This window comes from Rhodococcus sp. AC861, assembly GCF_979256035.1.
The window spans coordinates 17,007-36,093 of the sequence record NZ_CEEDMW010000008.1 but is presented as its reverse complement, the minus strand read 5'-3'; the positions used below and the strand labels follow the sequence as shown (position 1 = coordinate 36,093).

The 19,087-nt window shown below is 63.3% G+C and carries 16 protein-coding genes and 1 riboswitch; of the genes, 11 read left to right on the top strand and 5 right to left on the bottom strand.

The window, feature by feature from the left end:
• Positions 1-16: 16 nt before the first annotated feature.
• On the bottom strand, positions 17-433 hold the full coding sequence (locus AC0IX4_RS21580) for a VOC family protein (RefSeq protein WP_471831025.1): 417 nt from the start codon (positions 431-433) through the stop codon (positions 17-19).
• Between the two features lie 103 nt (positions 434-536).
• Between AC0IX4_RS21580 and AC0IX4_RS21575 the strand changes: the two genes are divergently transcribed.
• From AC0IX4_RS21575 to AC0IX4_RS21565, 3 genes are read left to right on the top strand one after another with little or no spacing between them, the layout of a single operon-like run.
• A complete protein-coding gene (locus tag AC0IX4_RS21575; protein WP_471831024.1) occupies positions 537-1,496 on the top strand; it encodes a helix-turn-helix transcriptional regulator in 960 nt (319 codons plus the stop codon).
• A 60-nt stretch (positions 1,497-1,556) separates the two neighbouring features.
• A complete protein-coding gene (locus AC0IX4_RS21570; RefSeq protein ID WP_471831023.1) occupies positions 1,557-2,393 on the top strand; it encodes an SDR family oxidoreductase in 837 nt (278 codons plus the stop codon).
• Positions 2,394-2,412: 19 nt separating this feature from the next.
• The gene (locus AC0IX4_RS21565) at positions 2,413-2,616 is read left to right on the top strand and encodes a zinc-ribbon domain-containing protein (RefSeq protein ID WP_056073455.1); all 204 of its coding nucleotides are present in this window, start codon (positions 2,413-2,415) and stop codon (positions 2,614-2,616) included.
• Between the two features lie 61 nt (positions 2,617-2,677).
• On the opposite strand, the gene AC0IX4_RS21560 is transcribed toward AC0IX4_RS21565, so the two are convergent.
• From AC0IX4_RS21560 to AC0IX4_RS21550, 3 genes are all read right to left on the bottom strand, one after another.
• The gene (locus tag AC0IX4_RS21560) at positions 2,678-3,904 is read right to left on the bottom strand and encodes a type II toxin-antitoxin system HipA family toxin (RefSeq protein WP_471831022.1); all 1,227 of its coding nucleotides are present in this window, start codon (positions 3,902-3,904) and stop codon (positions 2,678-2,680) included.
• Positions 3,901-4,158 (bottom strand): helix-turn-helix domain-containing protein, encoded by a 258-nt coding sequence (locus AC0IX4_RS21555; RefSeq protein ID WP_222649636.1) that lies wholly within the window; start codon positions 4,156-4,158, stop codon positions 3,901-3,903. Before AC0IX4_RS21555 ends, AC0IX4_RS21560 begins: the two co-directional genes overlap by 4 nt.
• 167 nt (positions 4,159-4,325) lie before the next feature.
• A complete protein-coding gene (locus AC0IX4_RS21550) occupies positions 4,326-4,973 on the bottom strand; it encodes a response regulator (protein WP_307108392.1) in 648 nt (215 codons plus the stop codon).
• 57 nt (positions 4,974-5,030) lie between these two features.
• A riboswitch (TPP riboswitch) is annotated at positions 5,031-5,125 on the top strand.
• On the opposite strand from AC0IX4_RS21550, the gene AC0IX4_RS21545 reads away from it, so the two are divergent.
• Positions 5,125-5,889, top strand: a complete 765-nt coding sequence (locus AC0IX4_RS21545; protein WP_471831199.1) for a 3-oxoacyl-ACP reductase — start codon at positions 5,125-5,127, stop codon at positions 5,887-5,889. Its footprint overlaps the riboswitch before it by 1 nt.
• Before the next feature lie 4 nt (positions 5,890-5,893).
• On the opposite strand, the gene AC0IX4_RS21540 is transcribed toward AC0IX4_RS21545, so the two are convergent.
• On the bottom strand, positions 5,894-7,096 hold the full coding sequence (locus AC0IX4_RS21540) for a sensor histidine kinase (protein WP_471831019.1): 1,203 nt from the start codon (positions 7,094-7,096) through the stop codon (positions 5,894-5,896).
• A 169-nt stretch (positions 7,097-7,265) separates the two neighbouring features.
• Between AC0IX4_RS21540 and AC0IX4_RS21535 the strand changes: the two genes are divergently transcribed.
• The 7 genes from AC0IX4_RS21535 to AC0IX4_RS21505 all read left to right on the top strand — a co-directional run bounded on the left by AC0IX4_RS21535 (position 7,266) and on the right by AC0IX4_RS21505 (position 18,995).
• Positions 7,266-7,877, top strand: a complete 612-nt coding sequence (locus AC0IX4_RS21535) for a DUF4352 domain-containing protein (protein WP_471831018.1) — start codon at positions 7,266-7,268, stop codon at positions 7,875-7,877.
• A gap of 39 nt (positions 7,878-7,916) precedes the next feature.
• Positions 7,917-8,552: a VWA domain-containing protein gene (locus tag AC0IX4_RS21530; protein ID WP_471831017.1), complete on the top strand. Its 636-nt coding sequence runs from the start codon at positions 7,917-7,919 to the stop codon at positions 8,550-8,552.
• 94 nt (positions 8,553-8,646) lie between these two features.
• Complete coding sequence (locus AC0IX4_RS21525; protein ID WP_222630673.1) at positions 8,647-9,024, top strand: PH domain-containing protein; 378 nt, start codon at positions 8,647-8,649, stop codon at positions 9,022-9,024.
• 55 nt (positions 9,025-9,079) lie between these two features.
• On the top strand, positions 9,080-10,990 hold the full coding sequence (locus AC0IX4_RS21520; protein WP_471831015.1) for an AAA family ATPase: 1,911 nt from the start codon (positions 9,080-9,082) through the stop codon (positions 10,988-10,990).
• A gap of 269 nt (positions 10,991-11,259) precedes the next feature.
• Positions 11,260-12,339: a serine/threonine protein kinase gene (locus AC0IX4_RS21515; RefSeq protein WP_471831014.1), complete on the top strand. Its 1,080-nt coding sequence runs from the start codon at positions 11,260-11,262 to the stop codon at positions 12,337-12,339.
• 555 nt (positions 12,340-12,894) lie between these two features.
• Positions 12,895-17,361: an AAA domain-containing protein gene (locus AC0IX4_RS21510; protein WP_471831012.1), complete on the top strand. Its 4,467-nt coding sequence runs from the start codon at positions 12,895-12,897 to the stop codon at positions 17,359-17,361.
• Positions 17,358-18,995, top strand: coding sequence for a DEAD/DEAH box helicase (locus AC0IX4_RS21505; RefSeq protein WP_471831011.1), 1,638 nt, complete (start codon positions 17,358-17,360; stop codon positions 18,993-18,995). Before AC0IX4_RS21510 ends, AC0IX4_RS21505 begins: the two co-directional genes overlap by 4 nt.
• The last annotated feature ends 92 nt before the right edge of the window (positions 18,996-19,087 follow it).

Sequence of the window (19,087 nt, the reverse complement as noted above, 5' to 3'; positions counted from 1 at the left end):
ACCAGCTGCAGTTACCTCACCACTGGGGGATGACGTCGAGGATCCATACGACGCCGAACTTGTCGACGAGCTTGCCGTACAGCGGTGAGAACCCGACCGGCCCGAGGGGCACCAACACTGTTGCCCCAGCCGATAGACCCTCAAATGCTGCGGTGATCTCGTCCGCATCATGGCTTCGAAGCGCGCTGTAGAAGGCGTTCTCACCCGCGTTGTAGGGAAGCGAGTCCTGGATGTCGTACGCCATCACGCGGAACCCGCCGGGTGTACTGACCTCACCCCAGGCGATCTGCTCGGACTGTGTCGGTCCCTGGCCCGACTCGGTGTCGCCGTAGGGGAATGCGACCAGTTCGCCGCCGAAGACGGACTGGTAGAACTCCAACGCTTCACGTGCGTTGCCGCGAAGATTGATGTGCAGGGCGGTGATGACGGCCATCGAGACTCCTCGAGTAGTTCACTTCGGCAGGCTTTGCCGACAGGAACGACGATCGCAGGTCAATAGGTCAGATCCTGACCGCTTGGTCGCGCATACTCGAGTGATGTCGGAACCGTCCTCACGCATGTTGACCCTGTTGTCGTTGCTGCAGGTCCGCCGCGAGTGGCCGGGTACCGAACTGGCCGGGAGGCTCGGTGTGAGCCCGAGAACCATCCGCCGCGACGTCGACCGATTGCGCGTTCTCGGCTACAACGTCGCTGCGCTGCGCGGGTCCGACGGTGGCTACCGGCTGGACGGGGGCGAAGAAGTACCGCCGTTACTTCTCGACGACGACCAGGTAGTCGCACTGACACTCGCGTTGCAGGTCGTGCCGGCCCTGGGTATCGACATCGCCGATGCCGCCGAGCGAGCCTTGGCAACCCTCCGGACTGTCATGCCTACCCGCGTCCGCAACCGCGTCGACGCGCTGGCGCTCACTGCGCTGCCCGCAGCCGGAGACCCGATCGATCCCGCGGTGCTACGCACGTTAGGAGAAGCGGCGCGCAATAGTGAGTTGATTCGCTTCGATTACGCATCGGCGGAATATGATTCAGTGAAACCTCAGCGACGCGTGGAGCCGCACGGAGTGGTCGGTGCCGGAGGCCGGTGGTACGTCGTCGGGTGGGATCTGGACCGCGACGACTGGCGTGTGTTCCGAGTCGATCGCATAACACCGAAGATGCGAACGGGCGTGCGATTCAACCCGCGTCCGATCCCCGGCGGCTCGTCGGCCGAGCTGCTCCGTCGACGCTTCCGCGGCACGTTCTCGGGTGATTGGGCGTGCGAAGGGGAGGCGACGGTGCACCTTCCGGCGGCAGAGGTCGCTCCCTATCTCGCCGACGGGACGGTCGAAGATCTCGGCGACGGTCGGTGTCGCGTCCGCACCGGCGCGTGGTCGTGGACGGGTATCGCGGCATCGTTGGCGCGGTTCGACGCAGAGTTGGAGGACCTACGTCCCCAGGAGCTTGTCGACGCGGTGGTGAGGGTCGGCGAGCGCTTGCGGCGGGCGGTGGCGAGTGGGTGACGGGCATACTCGACTCGGACGCGAACGGTCACCCGTTCGACACTGCTGCGGGGGACGATCATGCCGACTATTGCTGTCACAGGTTCGACGGGCTCGGTGGGAGGCGTTGTTGCAGCGCACCTCGCGGAAGCCGGCACACCACAACACTTGCTGGTGCGCGATCCGTCCAGAGCGCCGAAGCTGCCCGGTGCCACCGTCGGCACCAGTTCCTACGCTGACGCGGAAGCTGCCACGCAGGCCTTGGCAGGAATCGACGTGTTGTTCATGGTGTCCGGCGCCGAGAATGCGACACGGCTGACGGATCACCGCACCTTCATCGATGCTGCGGCGCAGGCCGGAGTTCGGCACATCGTCTACACGTCGTTCTTCAGGGCTGCGCCGGACGCGACGTTCACTCTCGCGCGCGATCACTACTTCACCGAGCAGCACATCCAGAATTCCGGGCTGGACCACACATTTCTCCGCGACAACTTTTACAGCGACGTGATGGAACTGTTCGCCGGCGAGGACGGTGTCATCCGCGGCCCGGCGGCGGACGGACGAGTGTCCTTGGTGGCGCGCGCAGACGTTGCGCGAGTCGCGGCACGCGTTCTGTCCGACTCCCAGCAACACGCGAACAGAACCTACGACCTGACGGGGCCGGAGGCACTGTCGATGCCCGAGATCGCCGCGACCATTGCCGACGTTCGAGGTCGTGCGGTGTCGTTCCACGACGAGATGCTGGGCGAGGCATACGAGTCACGAGCGGTGTGGAACGCACCGGACTGGCAGAACGATGCCTGGGTGTCGACGTACACGGCGATCGCGTCCGGCGAACTCAGTGCTGTGACCGACGACGTCGAGCGGGTGACGGGCCGACGTGCGATGACGCTGCGAGAGGTTCTTCAGAACGACTAGACCACCTATCCTGGGAGAGGTGTTCCTCCTCTTCGGCTTCGGCCTGAAACGCAGATCCCTCGGCGCGGGTCACACCCGCACCTGCCAGCGCTGCCACAACACCACTCAGTGGGCTCGCATGCAGCAGTACAAGCAGTTCAGCGTCTTCTTCATCCCGCTTGCGCGCTGGAAGCGCACCGAGTTCGAGGAGTGTGGAATCTGCGGGGCAGCTGTCTACGCGTGATTCACTGCAATATGCAGTCCGTCATGGCGACCTGACTGCGCGGGTGGATGTCGGAGGTGCGTCAGCTGGACAGCTCGTCGCAGCGCGCGCTGATGAACCTGGTCATCCGCGACGTGGTCTTGTCGTCGAAGCCGATCGATTCCACGTCGCTGGTCGCCGCGCGTACACCGGCGCACACGTCGTCCAGAACTCGCTCTACTGCTTTACGTGGAAGTCGATGGCGTGCCGCGCCGTCAACTATGTGGTCGCGCGACCACTTATTGTTCCGACCGTAGAACGTCAGTGCCATCGGATCGTTCCAGCCCATGTACGGCTGAGTGCACAGCAGGTCGTATGCCGGAGTGACTCCCCACATTCCGCTGGTGTTCCGACGAATGGAGTAATTCTTCCCGTGGAGATCTCCATTGCCGATCGCATACGAGTACACGGTGAGCCTGAGCAGTTCGAGCGCCGACTGGCGCGCGGAACCTCCACCGCGTTCGACAGTCGAGGCGAGCGTGTCGAGCACCGTCTCGGTCTTCATCCGGTACTTCGACGATGGGTACAGCGAGTTGATCTGACACGCGTCCTCTTGCGCGAGCCTGCGATCACCGTCCCGATCGAAACGTTGAACGAGAAGTCCCGATACTCCACGGGCGTCGGTCACTATGTGCCGACGCGGTACGACGAGCCCGCAGCTCTCGGCGACAGTCATGAAAAAGTTCTCGTTCTCGACCAGACGCGGAAAGCGGTTCGGCGGAGCCAGTTTCAGAATGGCTGCCCCTTGCGTCGTCGCTACGGGCGACGTGTACATCTGGGCGGACACCTTGCCTTGCACCCCGGGCAAGCTCGCGGTATCGACGCGCATCGAATCCGGCCCGGACAACTGATCGAACAACGCCCGCAAATCCGGTGACGGGGATTCCGGATCGAAGGCGAGCGTTGCAGGCTGCAGCTCGGTTCCGTGGGGGACGACGCGCACGTCGCCGATAGTGTCCGATCCGACGCCCAGGAGAATGGTGAAGTGGTCGTCCTCCGACGTCTTCATCCCGGCGACCACGCCGGAGAGACGAACACCTTCCGGGAGCAATCCTGCGAAGAAGGGCGGCACGCTCCCCGCTCCTACGCTGACGTCGACAGCGTCGGTGGGCAGCGACCAGGCAACCGGGTCCGCGCCGGGTCGCGCCAGGTAGTCATCGTCGTAGTGGAAGCTGACGTTGTCGCCGGACCTCGTCAGTGACCCTGCGCGAACGTTGCCCTTGTAGACGTCTGCTCGATCGATGTCGCGCAAGTCGGCTCCGGTGGTCATCGTTCCCCTGGTTCGACTATGGCTCCGGCGCGGGTCACAAGCGTCAGATCGCACCCCAACGCGTCAGCGACGGCGTTGACCCCGTCGAGTTGAGGCGCGTCCTTGCCGCCTTCGATAGCTTGAACAGTCGAACGGCCGACTCCGGCCAGCAGAGCGAGCTCAGCTTGCGTCAGACCTAATTCGTGACGGCGCGCTGTGAAAGACCTGGCGAGATTGCTGACGTCGGTACGACGCGACTTTCGAGGAGGTGCCATGCGGGTTTCCAATGCTTGCCAGAGACAACTTAAGGTCACGTTACCGCCGGTGACGACGATTGAACATTCTTATGTCGTTTGCAGCAAGCTTAAGGGCCGATGCGTGTAATGGCCAGCACGAATCCGGCTAAAGCATGCGTCAACAGGCGTAGCCTGACCCGAGGTCCTCAGACAACCAGTCCCGCACGGAACGCCATCAGCGCAGCCTCGACCCTGTTGGTGACGTGCAGCTTGTGATTGACGGCAGTGAGATGCGATTTCACCGTGGTCTCTGCCATGTAGAGCTGCCGTGCGATGTCGGCGTTCGTTGCCCCTGATGCCATGACCGACAACACTGTTCGTTCCTTGTCGGTCAGCGCTTCCAGCGTCACCGTCGGCCGTGGTGGTCGGGTGGTGGCCACGATCTTTCGGAGTGACTCCTCGGAGAACAGAGTGTTGCCGGCAGCGACGGCGCGAATCGATTGGTGGAACGTCTCGGGCGCCTCGGACTTGCTGAGGAAGCTGTGGGCTCCGGCCTCGATAGCCTGGACCACCAGGTCGTCCACGTCCATCGCCGTCATCGCGACGACCTTCGGTGGGTGTGCAGATGCCATCAATGCTCGCGTGGCGTCGAGTCCGTCCACTCGGCGCATCTTCAAGTCCATCAGGACGACGTCGGGCCGATGAGCGGCGACTGCGGCGGGTACCTCGTCACCGTCCGAGACCGATCCGACCACCACGATGTCCGTGGTGGCGGCGAAGATGTCCGCCACGCCGCGACGAACGAATGCGTCGTCGTCCACGACGAGAACGGTGATGACCGCATCGGAGTCCATGATGGGTCGACCGTATCGGGTCGTGCCGACACGCCACAGCGGACGAGGTGTTCTATGGAGTCGGACACGGGGTGCCGAACCGAACCGGCTGAGAACACACCCGTCGAACCTGACCAGGTCATGCTGGCGAAGGGATGTCGAGATGCGCACAGTGCCGCTGGCCGAACAGATCGTGCTCGTGACGGGCGGTGCTCGCGGACTGGGTGCTGCGATCACGCGAGCGTTCCTGCAGCAAGGTTCCCGCGTCGTGGTCAACTACCACCGCAGTGCAGCCGCAGCCGACGCTCTGGCATCCGAGTTCGGTCCTGACCGCATTGTCGCGGCGCAGGCCGATGTCACGGACCGACACCAGGTCGACGCGCTGTTCGACAGGGCACGTGAACATTTCGGGTCGACTGTCACCACCGTCGTCAACAACGCTTTGATCGACTTCTCGTTCAACGGTGACGACCGTGCCAAGGCCGACGAGATCGACTGGTCGGCGTTCGACTCGCAGTTCCGTGGCAGCGTTGCCGGCGCTCTGCACACCACGCAGGCAGCTGTGCCGGGCATGCGTGCGGCGGGATTCGGGCGGATCATCACGATCGGCACCAATCTCGTGCAGAACCCCGTCGTTCCGTATCACGACTACACGGCGGCGAAGGCTGCTCTGTTGGCGCTCACGAGGACTTTCTCGGCGGATCTCGGGCCTGACGGCATGACCGTCAACATGGTGTCCGGTGGTCTGTTGCGGACCACCGATGCCAGCTCCGCGACCCCGCCTGCGGTGTTCGACATGATCGCCGAGAGCACCCCGCTGCGCCGGGTGACGACGCCGTCCGAGTTCGCGGATGCCGTGCTGTTCTTCGCATCGCCGTGGTCGAGAGCGGTGACGGGGCAGAACCTGGTCGTCGACGGCGGATTGGTGAAGGACTGACGCGTCAGGAGTACCAGGGGAGCCAGGCCGTCACGATGAACTCGCCACCCGTGGCAGTCCACCGCACCCACCCGCCTGCGTTGTGAGCTTGCTCTGCGAGGCCGGCCAGTCCGGTTCGCGAACCAGGTCCAGGTTGCGCTGTCGTCGACATGTGGTTGCGCACGGTCAGGCTGATGCCGTCCGTGTCCGCCCCACTCACCGTGATGTGAAGGGGGGAACTCGGGGCATGCTTCTGACTGTTGGTCAGAGCTTCCTGCACGATCCGGTACGCGGTATGACTGGTCAGATCGCCGACCACACCGGGATGAATGTCCTGAACCAGCGTCACCCGACACCCGGCAGAACGCGCTGCGTCGACGAGGTCCCCGATTCCCGCGATGCTTCGCCGACCAGCATCCTCGCCGCCGGTATCGGACCCGCGGAGAACGCCGATGATGCGTTTGAGCTCGTCCAGGGACTCGTGAGCCGTGGACCGAATCAGTGCCGACGTGTTGGAGATCTTCTCCGGTCCGTCATTGCTCCCGACCTGTAAACCGCCCGCCAGTAACGATATTCGACTGAGTCCGGCGGCCAGGGTGTCGTGCATGTCGCGTGCGATGCGGGAGCGTTCCTGCTGTATCAGCATGTCCTCGTGCATGCGCTGCGACTGCGCGGTCGCCTGATCGCGGGACTGCACGGCCACAACAAGATCGGACTTGGTACGGCGAAGTTGAGAAAGCCCCAGAACGACGGCGACGAGGACGGCCGCGACGAGCCAGGGAAGCCACCAGGGAAGCGACCACGTCGGCGGAGGAGTGCCCTCGACGTGCTTGACTCCGATCGTCAGGACCGAATAGTCGCGGCGGCGCCCTGCGTCGTACACGAGGGATATCGCGCAGGCCAGGTAGACCGCGACGGCAGCTCCGGCGAGAGCGCGACCCCTAGCGAAGACGCCCACCGCGTAGAGGGCTATCAGCGCGGCCGTTGCGTCGGTGGCAAAGAAGAGCGGACCGACGACGGCCATCGCGAGGACAATCCACGGTTTGTCGTGTCGCCAGATCAACGCAATCGCGGCGGCCATGTTGAGGACGACCCCGAGCGCGACGTTCCACACCGGTGTTCCCGATGTGCCTGCGAGACCGGCAGCCATGAAGGTGCAGAACAAGCTGAGCGTCACTGCGCCGACGGTCCAGGCGCGACGCCGAACCGTAGCTGCAGTAGTGGTCACAGAGAAGACGGTACGGCCATGGTCCGACATGAGCCTCCGTTCTTCGGTCGCGAATGCCGACCGAAAGGAGGAGTGAGACCGGCCGAATCGACGAGGTGCCCGACGGGGTCACTGCTGTGTTCTTGGTGGGACGCACCGACCGGTGCCGGTACCGCCGAAAGGACTCGCCATGACTCAGCCTCCCCAGAACCCGTACGCGCAGCCACAGCAGCCGCCGACCAAGAAGAACTGGTTCCTGCGGCACAAGATCCTCACGGCGATCGGTGCGGTCGTCGTCATCGCTGTCGGCGTCAATCTGGCGAGCGGAGGACAGGACTCGTCCACGAGTGGCACCACGTCCTCTTCGCAGGCTGCAACGGAGGGCAGCAGTACGCCGGCCGAAGAGTCGGCACCGGGAATCGGTGCTGCGGTGAGGGACGGCAAGTTCGAGTTCACCGTGCAGAACGTCGAGCGTGGCGTCGCCAGTGTGGGGGATCAGTACACGTCGCAGACGCCGCAGGGCGAGTACGTGCTGGTCACCCTGAATGTCGCGAACATCGGCAACGAGCAGCAGCTGTTCGACACGTCGTCGCAGAAGCTGCTCGATGGGCAGGGGCGCGAGTACTCGACCGACACGCTCGCGACGGTGACCAACGACCCGAATCTCGGGTTTTCACAGATCAATCCGGGCAACTCGCTCGTGGCGACACTCGTCTACGACGTGCCGGCGGGCACCGCACCGTCGGAGATCGAGCTACACGACTCCTTGTTCTCCGGTGGCGTCACCGTCTCCGTCGCCTGATCTTCAGTCCACCTATCCGTCACCACGTCAGGAGTTCCCATGCCAGATCCTTCTTTGTCCCTCGTTGCAGCCCTTCTCGACCGTTCCGGTTCGATGTCGTCTATCGCCGACGACACCCGCGGAGGATTCGACGCCTTCATCGACGCCGAGCGTGGTCACGACGGCACGACCGTCGTAACGCTGGCGCAGTTCGATGATCAGTACGCGATGGTTTACGACTCGACACCGATCGACCAGGTCCCTCCGCTGTACTTGATACCCCGCGGGATGACGGCGTTGTACGACGCGGTGGGGAAGTTCGTCACCGAGATCGGCTCATCGCTTGCGGCCCTGCCCGAGGAAGAACGGCCGGGATCGGTCACCGTGCTGGTGATGACCGATGGACAGGAGAACTCGAGTCGGGAGTGGTCGAATCAGGCGGTTCGCGAGCTGATCGAGCAGCAGGAATCGCAGTACGGGTGGGACTTCGTGTTCCTCGGAGCGAACATGGACGCGGTGGACACGGGTTCGCAGATGGGCTTCAAGGCCGACAAGTCGCTGACCTACGACGCCTCGTCGGTGGGTGTGAGCGCAGCGTTCTCAGCGGTGGTGGACTACCAGGATCGGAAGCGCGCCGGCGGGGTTGGGCAGGTGGGCGGGTTTTCGGAGGGGGATCGTCGGCGAGCGGGGCGGTAGGTGTTCAACCGCTTGTGCGCCGAATACCGTTCGACGCGAGCGATATCCGGTACCGTCCGAGACTCTGAGACTGGCGAGATCGATGGAGTGAATTATGGGACTGTTCGACGGCATGATGGGTAATGCGGGCCGTATAGATCCGCAGGCGGCTCACGCCGAGTACGGCCGGCTCCTCGGCAACGGAGAACAGATCCACGCTGCCTACCTGTTGATCCGCGATGCGTTCCTGTTCACCAACCGTCGTCTCATCATGGTGGACAAGCAGGGCATCACTGGCCGGAAGGTGGAGTACCACAGCGTTCTCTACCGCGCGATCACCCACTTCTCCGTGGAGACAGCGGGCACGTTCGATCTGGACGCCGAGCTGAAGATTTGGATCTCCGGCAACCCTGCACCCATCGAGAAGCAATTCAACAAGTCGGTCGACATCTACGAGGTGCAGGGGATCCTGTCGCACTTCGTCGCAGTGTGAAACCCACTCAAGGCTCTATCCGACAACGGTTGGAACGAAGGTCGACGGAGCTCAGGTGAACCACGGGGAACAACACGAGCTGCACGCGCTCCGTCGTGTCCACGCCGAGTATCAGCGCGAATTGACCCAGCAATCGTCGGAGGCGGTGCGGTACGCCGGTCCGCGCAATGGTTTGTGGACCGGCACCGGCCTACCGCAGCAACAGCGGCTGAGCGACGCCGTGTTGCTGGGTCGAGTAGAGCTGTTCAAGGCAGACCAGGACGTGTTGAACGGACGCAGGTATTTCTACGTCGGCGGAGCCCATGCCGCATTAGGTGACGTCGAAGTCTTCAATTGGACAGCGCCGATCGCCTGCGCATTCTTCGGGGGCCGTCAGCATCACGACCTGTGCAGCACCGTCGCGGGAGTGCGGACCTTGCTGTATAGCGATGGAGTCGTGTCAGGCTACGTTGACGATGTCAGTGGGCACCGGCTCTCGGGGCTTGATCAGGATTTCGCAGGTGGGTCACGATTCAGATCTCGTCTAGAGCGCAGCTCTAGTGCGAACCGCATGCCGGATGTGTCCCCGCGGCGAAGTCGTGACTCCGGCCTGGGCGCCAATCCCGCGGAACGTGTTGAGGACAACGAGATACGCAACCCGGCTGCGCTACACGCGAGTGTGACGGCACCGAAATCGACAGTTCTGGCCTCGCACCTGGCGACCCTGCAGCGCGAGCAATACGACCTGGTGACAGCGCCGGCGATGCACACGACCCTTATCGAAGGGCCGCCTGGGTGTGGCAAAACCGTAATCGCGGTTCACCGCGCCGCCTACGTGGTCAGCCGTGATACCCCACCCGAGAATTCGATGGACGGCAACGTCCTTCTCCTCGGGCCGACAAGAGGTTACGTTTCCCACGTCGCCTCAGTGGTGTCTTCGCTTGCCGATAGTGGGGAACGCATTCGCATTCAAGCCTTACCGGGTTTGATGCAGGAAATCGCCGGATTGCGGACGGAGCCGTCGGGGTCACCTACTCGGAGCTGGCGTGATGCTGATTTCGAGTTGGGTAGGTTCGCGCAGGCGGCGGTGACCAGGGCCCGCAACGCTCACGGGGAACACGTGACAGCGAAGCACGCGTTTGAGCAGCTGCGACGGGGTCTAGTTTCCGAGCGTAATCGAGATTTTGCGGAGTGGACGCGCTATCTGAGGCAGTTGCCGTCGTTCGCCAGGGCTGCCACGACGCGTGCCTACCTCCCTCTTCTCGCGATCTTGCAATGGTCAGTCGATCCCGATCCCGCCTACGCGAATATCGAACACATCATCGTTGACGAGGCCCAAGATCTGACAGCGCTCGAATGGTTCTTCGTTCACTTGTTGAACGAGACGCGCCAGTACACACTCCTGGGCGACCTGAATCAACGGCGATCTGACCACACACCTGCCAGCTGGGAATCGGTCATGGACATCCTCGAGGTCGAGGCAGGCGGGGAGACACGGGCTGGCGTGCATCGCGGTTATCGTTCGACCCAGCCGATCCTGGACTACGCCGCCCGACTACTGCCACGAGAGTCGAGGCGGATTACAGCATTGAGGGCGAATGGTCCCGCTCCAGAGATCGTGCAGACGCGGTCCGCGGAGGTAGGTCGAACGCTGGTACGTCTGATCGAGCAACTGGTCGACCGCTACCCAGACGGAACCGTGGCAATCATCGCTCATGACCGGACTGGCGCCCAAAGTCGTCTACAGGCACGGGGGTGGACGCCGGTCCGAGATGCAACCTGGTGCCACCGGCAGAACCGAGTCGAGGTTCATGACGCTGATTCCGCACGTGGTCTGGAATTCGACGCGGTAGTGGTTTTGGAGCCGGCGGACTTCCGCCGCAATCTCGGTAGATCAGGACCGCTCTACACGTCGCTTACGCGTGCGAATAAGAAGCTTGTCGTCTTGCACGCCAAGCCGCTCCCGACAAGGTTGGAGATGCACTGAACGACTAGTAGCTGCCATACCTGGTTGCTTGCCTCCGTTTGCGCTCCTCGCGAGCGGCGTCCGCCCTGATCGAGCCAGAAGTTGCCGCATACGGAACCGTGCCGGCGGACGTCGAACCGCGACGGGTACTCGAAGGACCCCGGCGAAGCGGGTTCTTAGCCATCTGGTCGCAACCGTTTCGCGTCAGTGGTCGTCGTGGCGAACGAAACGTCAGACATCCGATGTCCGGATGCGTCACCGGGTTGGTGAACCTCTGGTCGAATAGCGGGATGAGTGAATTGAAGCCTCGGACCGTGCTTGCGAACGCGGAGGGGCAACGCTACCGAATTGTCCGCGAGATAGGCGCTGGAGGCTTTGGTCGGGTGTACCTAGCGCACCGCTTGTTTGGTGCCGAGGATCAGCAAGCAGTAGCAGTCAAAGTATGCTCGACGCCACGCGATTGGCACGGTGAGGCATTCTACGGCGAGCTTCTTGCGCGAGAGCGGGGAGTCGTCCGCGTCCTCGACTCCTTCGCGCACCCGATCGGCAAGTCTCGCATCGGCTATGTGCTCGTTTCCGAGCTCATGAGCGAGGGAACGGTCGCGGACCGTGTGGGGGATAGCGATGGACCACTTTGGAGCGAGTCTCGTGTGCGCTCGCGGATTTCAGCTCTACTCATCCTACTTGCCAAGATGCACGAGGCAGGAATCACGCACCGAGACATTAAGCCGAGCAACGTCTATGTCCGCAACGGGGCCCTCGTGCTGGGTGATTTCGGGATATCCAAGATGACTCTGGGTGTGCAGCGTAGCGAGGTGGACGCTTGGACTCCGGCGTTCAGTCCGCGAGACGTCGGTGACGGATTCCTGTGGGGACCTGCTGTGGATGTGTTTCAAGTCGGTCTGCTCACGGCCACCCTCCTCACCGGATCAGTCTGGCAAACAGACGACCTTGCAGGATTGAGGCATTCGCAGATTGCTGACGACCTTATGTGCTGGATTTGGCACACGACGTCGCCGAAGGCGCGTCGCTACCAATCGGCGCGAGAAGCCGCCCATGCCCTGAACACGCTGGGCCGAGACACTATGGCACCGGGCCGGTTCCCCTCCCGCCTGGCGAACCAGCACGTGGTCCTGACAGGTCGGATAGACGGGATGACTCGGAAAGATGCGATCGGCGGGCTTATGCGCGCAGGCGCTCGTGTCCAGGAAACTGTGACAAATGAGACCTCGCTGTTGATACGCGGCACTGTGCGAAATGTGCTCGGTGAGACGGAAGGCCGGAAATTATTCGCAGTCCGCGAGCGCAGGCGAACCGGACAGAAAATACACATCGTTTCAGGTGGGCAGCTGGTCCGCGCCTTGAGCTAGGTGCGGCTCATCGTCGTGAGCACCCGAGACCTCGCGTGACACCTGGAGGGGCAGGGTCCGCGGAGACCAACGGACCACCTGACCTGTTTGTCGGATCCTCCGGTTAGATTGGCACTTCGTCGCATGGTGAAGAGGAGTGCAGTGGTCGACAGTGGCGATGCCGAGGTGCGTGCGCGGGTGCGTCGGCTTCTGGGGTTCCTGCGGGAGACTGTGGCGGCGCGCTCCAAGCCTGTTCGCGCGTATGGGCCGAGCACTCGGCTTGAGTGGTTGTACCGTCCGGGTCGCGCGCTGGAGATCGACACGAACGCCGCGCCGGGGCAGACGGCGGTTCGGGTTCCGCGGGTAAGTGTCGAAACTGCACCAGTGCCGTCGCCGACGTGGAGCGCGTGGGTCAATGGAACGCTTGAAGACGCGCGCAAGCGTCCTGTCGTGGACCCAGCAATCCCTCGCGAACATCGTGCAGCGGCGCATGAGTGGCTTGCCGAATGGTCGCGTTGGGCGGAGGAAGACTCTCGTATCCGTCCTTTCGCAGCTCTCTACTTGTCAGTGGACCGGATGAGGGAGGATATTCTCGAGCAACCCGAAACGGTCGAGGTGGTCCTGGCGTCCGGCCTGCTGTCGGTGGATGTCGGCGGATCCGCCATCGACGCGCATCTGGTGACGCAGCCCGTGGAGATCATGCGGGAGGACGAGACCGGTGACCTTCTCGTCCGCGCCACGCTCGGCAGCAGTGCTCGACTCGAGGACAAGCAGATCTTCGCTGGACTGCACGGTCTGGACATCTCTCAGTCCGATCGTCTTCTGTCCAAACTGACTGAGACGGCATCGACGCCGCTGTCCCCAGAGGTCTCTGATGTGCTGAGCGAGTGGGCTGCCAGTGCCGTGGGCGGACTCAGATATGTCAGCGCGTCGGACATGCCGCCCGCCATCCGTAGGGGAACCGTCAGGGAAGCTCCGGCGCTGCTCTTGCGGCCACGTTCGGGTTTCGCGCTGATCTCCTACTTCGACGCGATGATCGCAGCGATGGACACCGGCACTCCGGTGCCGCTGGGACTGCAGCAACTGGTCGAGAGCATCGACTCGACGGATCGGTTGGATTGGCTGTCCAGGAAACCCGGCGAAGCGCCCGCAGAAGTCCTGTTCCCGCTCGCAGTCAACCGCGCACAAGGCAGCATCATGGAGAAACTTGCCCTCGACACCGGCGTGGTCGTCGAGGGCCCTCCCGGAACAGGTAAAACTCACACCATCGCGAACTTGATGTCGGCGATGTTGGCCCAGGGCAAAAGGGTTCTCGTCACGAGCGAGAAGGCGCAGGCATTGCGCGTTCTCCGGGACAAGCTCCCCGCTGAGCTGCAAGACCTTTGCGTCTCGGTGACCGACCTCGCGAAAGGTGGTTCCGCGGAGCTCGACCACAGCGTGTCCGTCATCGCCGACCGGCTCGAGAAGTTCGAACTCGGCGACGCCGATCGTCGCATCTCGGATCTGACCCGACGCCGGCACGGTGCGTACCAGCGGCGCCATGTCATCAAGCAGTCAGCCGTCTCCGCACGTCGAGCGGAGGCGGAACATCATCACTTCGGGCATCGATACACCGGAACCCTGGTAGGCATTCTGCAGAAACTGGAGGGCACTGAACACCTCAGCTGGGTTCCGGGGCCGGTGTACTCCGAAGCGCCACCGATCACTGAAACTGAATTTCTCTCGCTTGCAACGTTGCTCGTGAGCAGTGAATCGCACGAAGTGGACCGCAGGCAGCACACCCTTCCGCGGTTGGGCGACGTCCTTCCTCCAGCGGCGGCCATCAGACGCCTTCTCGAGCAGTCGAGTCAGGCATCGGTGCCGGCACATCTTGCCGATGTACAACCGACGGATGCGCGGCAGCATGCTGCAGTGGCTCGGCGGATCCTCGGCAAGGCAACGGCTCTCGATGGCGACTCACAACGAATGCTCCTGGAGACGTTGTCAGGACGGCTCAGTGCTGGCTGGGACAAGGCGAGCGAACTGCCGCAGCTTGTGGAGCGGGCCCGAGATCTGGACCGACGTCTGGGTTCTGCGGCGATTTCCGTCGGAGACGCCAGTCGACGCGTGTTCGAGGCATACGACCTCGCTGCACAAGCGCTCGCCGGAGGACGTGGTCTCCGGCGCCTCCGGACACCACGAGAGCTCACAGCCGTGGCTGAACTGGGTGTGGAAGTCACCCTCGACGGCAACGTGCCGCGCACTGCTACCGACTACCGAGCAGTTGCCGACCACCTGCAATTCGCCCTGCTGCTCGACGACGCCCGGTCGACCCTGTTCGAACTGGGAATCGAATTGCCGCCTGCACGCGACCGCCGACAACTGTTGGAGCAGGTGCAAGCGGTGTGGGACCGGCTCGTCGACGTCAGGGCGGTCACGTCTGCGATCGCGTCGCTCGAATCCGCGTTGGACGGACGTATTCGTCTCCTGTCGATCGACGATGTTCAATCGTTGATCCATGACCTCGCGGCGGTCGTCACGTCAGCGGAGAATCAGCACGTCGCTGAACGGTTGATCGCGCACGCAAGCGACTTCGAGGCAGCGACCGGCGGAGCCGACAGTCCTGAGGCGCTGCAGGTTTCCGACGCCCTTCGCCTTGCTGACCGGGCAGCCTTCGATGACGCGGTCGTCGCTTATGAGCACGCGCTGGGCGAGCACCATGAACAGTCCGCCCTCGACGCGCTCCTCTCGCGACTGGACCTGGAGGCTCCCAGCCTCAGCACCCAACTTGTCGAGGACCGCACGACCGACTGGCCTGCGCTGGCAGCCACTTTCAACGATGCGTGGGCGTGGCGTTGGGCTCGTCAGCAGGTCAAGCAACGACTCACCCGCCCCACGGCGCCGAACCTCGACGACGATTTCGATGCTGCAGACGGCGACCTGTCAGCTTTGACCGCAACGCTTGCTGCAGAGTCTGCATGGCGTGCGTGCTTACAGCGCATGACTACCCGGGAGATGCAGGCGCTCCGTACCTACCAGGACAGCGTCGGTCATATCGGCGATGGACGAAACAGACGAACCCAGCGATACCGGGCCGCAGCTCGAACAGCGATGCACGAAGCCCAGAGTGCTGTACCGGCGTGGATCATGCCGATCGGCGAGGTGCTGTCGACCATCCCGCCCGTGCAGGACAGCTTCGATGTGGTGATCGTCGACGAGGCCAGCCAGGCAGAGCCGAGCAGCCTGTTCCTCATGTGGCTTGCCCCGAGAGTCATCGTGGTGGGGGACGACCGCCAGTGCGCTCCCAACCTGATCCCGCAGGAGAGCGAGGAGAGGGTGCTCGCACGACTGGACACCTACCTCACGGATCTTCCGATGCACGTGCGGAACAACTTCGGACCGGGATCGAGCTTGTTCTCCCTGCTACGAAGCCGCTATGCGCAGCGAGTGCGGCTCCGTGAGCATTTTCGGTCCATGCCGGAGATCATCGAGTGGTCGTCCACTCAGTTCTATCGCGACACCCCGTTGGTGCCAGTGCGGCAGTTCGGCGCTGATCGACTCAAACCGTTGCGCGCCACGTTCGTGTCGGGTGCCGCCACCAGGGGATCCGGCACCACGCTCGTCAACGAGGCCGAGGCAGAGAGCCTCGTCGAGGCCTTGTGTACATGCGTAGCCGACACAGACTACGAAGGCAAAACTTTTGGCGTCGTAGTCCTGCAGAGCCAAGCGCACGCAGAGTTCATTCGGGCGCGCCTTGCCGAGAAGATTCCTGCGGAGCAGCGGGACGAGCTGCGACTCCGCGTGGGAACACCCTCCGATTTCCAAGGCGACGAACGCGATGTCGTGTTCGTATCCATGGTCGTGGCACCGACGTCGGTCACGAACGCACTTACCAGTGCTCGCTGGCAACGCAGCTTCAACGTGGCGGCGAGTCGAGCGCGAGATCAGATGTGGCTGTTCCATTCCGTGAGGGTCGAGGAGCTGTCGCCGGCCGATCTACGAGCCTCGCTTCTCACTTACGTGCATGCATTGCCTGCCGTTCCTGTGCCGCAGATGCCCGATGTATCCGACGCGCATACACCACATTCTTCCTTCGCGTCGATGACCGCGCAGCGCTTGTTCATGATCCTGCGAGACCGTGGCTACCACGTGAATCCGTCCGTCGAGATCAACGACCTCGAGCTCGATCTTGTGGTCACCGGTGTCGACACTCGGCTGGCGGTGGAGTGCGATGACGACCGCGACCAGTCCGTCGATGCCGTGGCTGTTCGCTTCGATCGCGAAGCTGATCTGCGCCGCGCTGGATGGAACTTCGTACGCCTCCGCGCTTCCGATCTTTTCGCGGACCCCGGGACCGCAGTCGCACCAGTGATCGAAGCGCTCGACGCGCTGGGCATCCTTCCGGGCGAGGTCACCATCGACCAGGAGCGCAAGACGGGCGACTGGCATCCTGTCACCCTCACAGCGGCCGACGAGGACGACGACGGTCCAGAGGAAAAACTGCTCGTCGCGTTGGCTCCTTCCGTGCTGACCGACGTGGCTCCCCTGCCTCCGCCGGTCGTCGCGGACACGCGATCGAGCCGGATGCCGGCGACTGAGCTCGAACCCGGCGAAACACGGCCCCCGCGGTTTGACGGGTCGACCGTGATCCGTGTCGATTCGCGCTACGGGTCGTCCCGACGATCAAGTGCGACGCCTTCTGTTCAGCCTCGCCCGGCTGCGCCGCGTCCTTCGTCCACAGTGATTCCGAAACGCGTGGACACACCAGCGGCAGCCCCCGCTGTCCCAGTGACGTCCGCGACCGGGATCGAGACCCTCTCACCGGAGATCCAGGCGAGGTTGGCAGCACTGCCTGCTGCGTCGATGGCGACAGGGCGTGTCATTGCAGTGGCTGCTGCGCGGCCGGGTGCTCCGCTGACTGTCCGACGATGTGCGTTGGTCACTGGTTTGACACCGGTCGTGGCGACTCAGCTGTTGGGTGAGCTTCAGCGTTCTGGGAAGTTGGTGCGGCGCCAACGGCGCGACGGCGTCGCAGAGTGGGTTCGACCGGAGGATGCAGCGTGACGCAACTTCGAGAATGGCAAGTCGAGGCCTTCGACGCATGGCGAGCCGCTGGGCACCGCGGCATCGTCGAGGCGGTCACGGGGACGGGCAAGACGCGTGTCGGAATCGCCGCGATGGTCGCTGCGCGGAGTATGCAACAGCAGATTCTCGTGGTGGTTCCGACGATCGACCTTCTCGAACAGTGGTTCACAGAAACTAAGCAGCTGCTCCCTTCTGTCTCGGTGGGCCGACGGGGTAACGGCCACAAGGACGACTTCAGGCACAGCAGCATCCTTATCAGCACTATCCATTCGGCAATCGTGAGGGGTGCTCCGCAACCACGTCCGGGAGCTTTGCTTATCGCCGACGAAGTGCACCGCTATGGCACGGACGGATTTGCTCGTGTGTTCAGTGACCGGTTCGATCACCGCCTCGGATTGACCGCGACGCTGGAGCGCCAGGACGAGGGCGTCGACTCATACATCCTCCCGTACTTCGAGTCGAGGATCGCCGGGTGTGACTTCGCTCGGGGCCGGCGGGACAACGTCCTTGCTCCGGTCCGCGTCATGACCGTCGCCATCGACTTCACCACGCAGGAACGTCAGAAATTCGACGAGCACGACGCGATCGCTCGCGAAGCCCGTAAGAATCTCATCAGCAAGTACGGCTGCGCCGCTGCACCGTTCGGGGCGTTCATGAAGGACGTCACTGTGTTGGCAGAGCAGCGGGAGCTACCTGAGGGCCGACTGGCGAGCCGCTACATGTCTGCCTTCAGCAAAAGGCGGTCGTTGCTCGCGGACTGCAGAGGGAAGCTCGACGCTCTCGCCGCGTTGGCGCCGGCGCTGGCACAGTCGGATCGTTCCATCGTGTTCTCCGAGACGAAATTGTCTGCGGGAGCTGGTGCGGCCGCCCTCCGTGACAAGGGTGTGAAGTCGAGTGCGTACTCGAGCGGGCTCGATCGGCTGGCGAGGACGCGCGTGTTGCAGCAGTTCCGGGCCGGCGCGCTGACCAATCTCGTGGCTCCGCGAGTGTTGGACGAGGGCATCGACGTTCCATCCGTCGATGTCGGGGTCATCATCGCAAGCAGTAGCTCCCGTCGCCAAATGATCCAGCGGATGGGGCGCGTTCTGCGCCCTAAGCCAGGCGACCGCGCGGCAGCGTTCGTCATCCTGTACGTGCCCGGCACCATGGAAGACCCCGCGTGGGGTGCTCATGAGGCGTTCTTGGATCAGCTTCTGGACGTTGCTGAAGAGCAGGTCGATGTTCCGTTGTCCGATGCTGCAGGCACGCTCATTGGTTGGTTGGCTCAGCCGATCACGACGCCGAGGGAACAGCGTCGCCCCTCCGACTATTCGCCCGCGTCCGTAGAACCCGCAGAGGAGGAACAGACGCCGCTGCGTCTCGCCTCTTCGCAACAGCACGTGCTCTCAGCGTCGCCTTTCGACGATGTCCAGGGTGGCGTGGACGCGATGCTGCGATATGCCGCCACCCTGCCACCGATACAGGCTCGAGTTGTTGTCGACCTGTTCGGCCTGGGCGGTACACCTCCCAGTCTCATAGAAGACATTGCGACGAGTGCGGGTGTTGATCCCCCTGACGTCATCGCCATCCGTCAGGCGGCCATAAGAGGGCTGGAAGGGCTGGCACCGACGTGACGCCAATGACTCATCGCACACCAGCCCGATAAGGTGGATAGTTCGGTGTTGACGTCGCTGTCGAGCAGGCGCTGACGGGTCCGGCACGCATT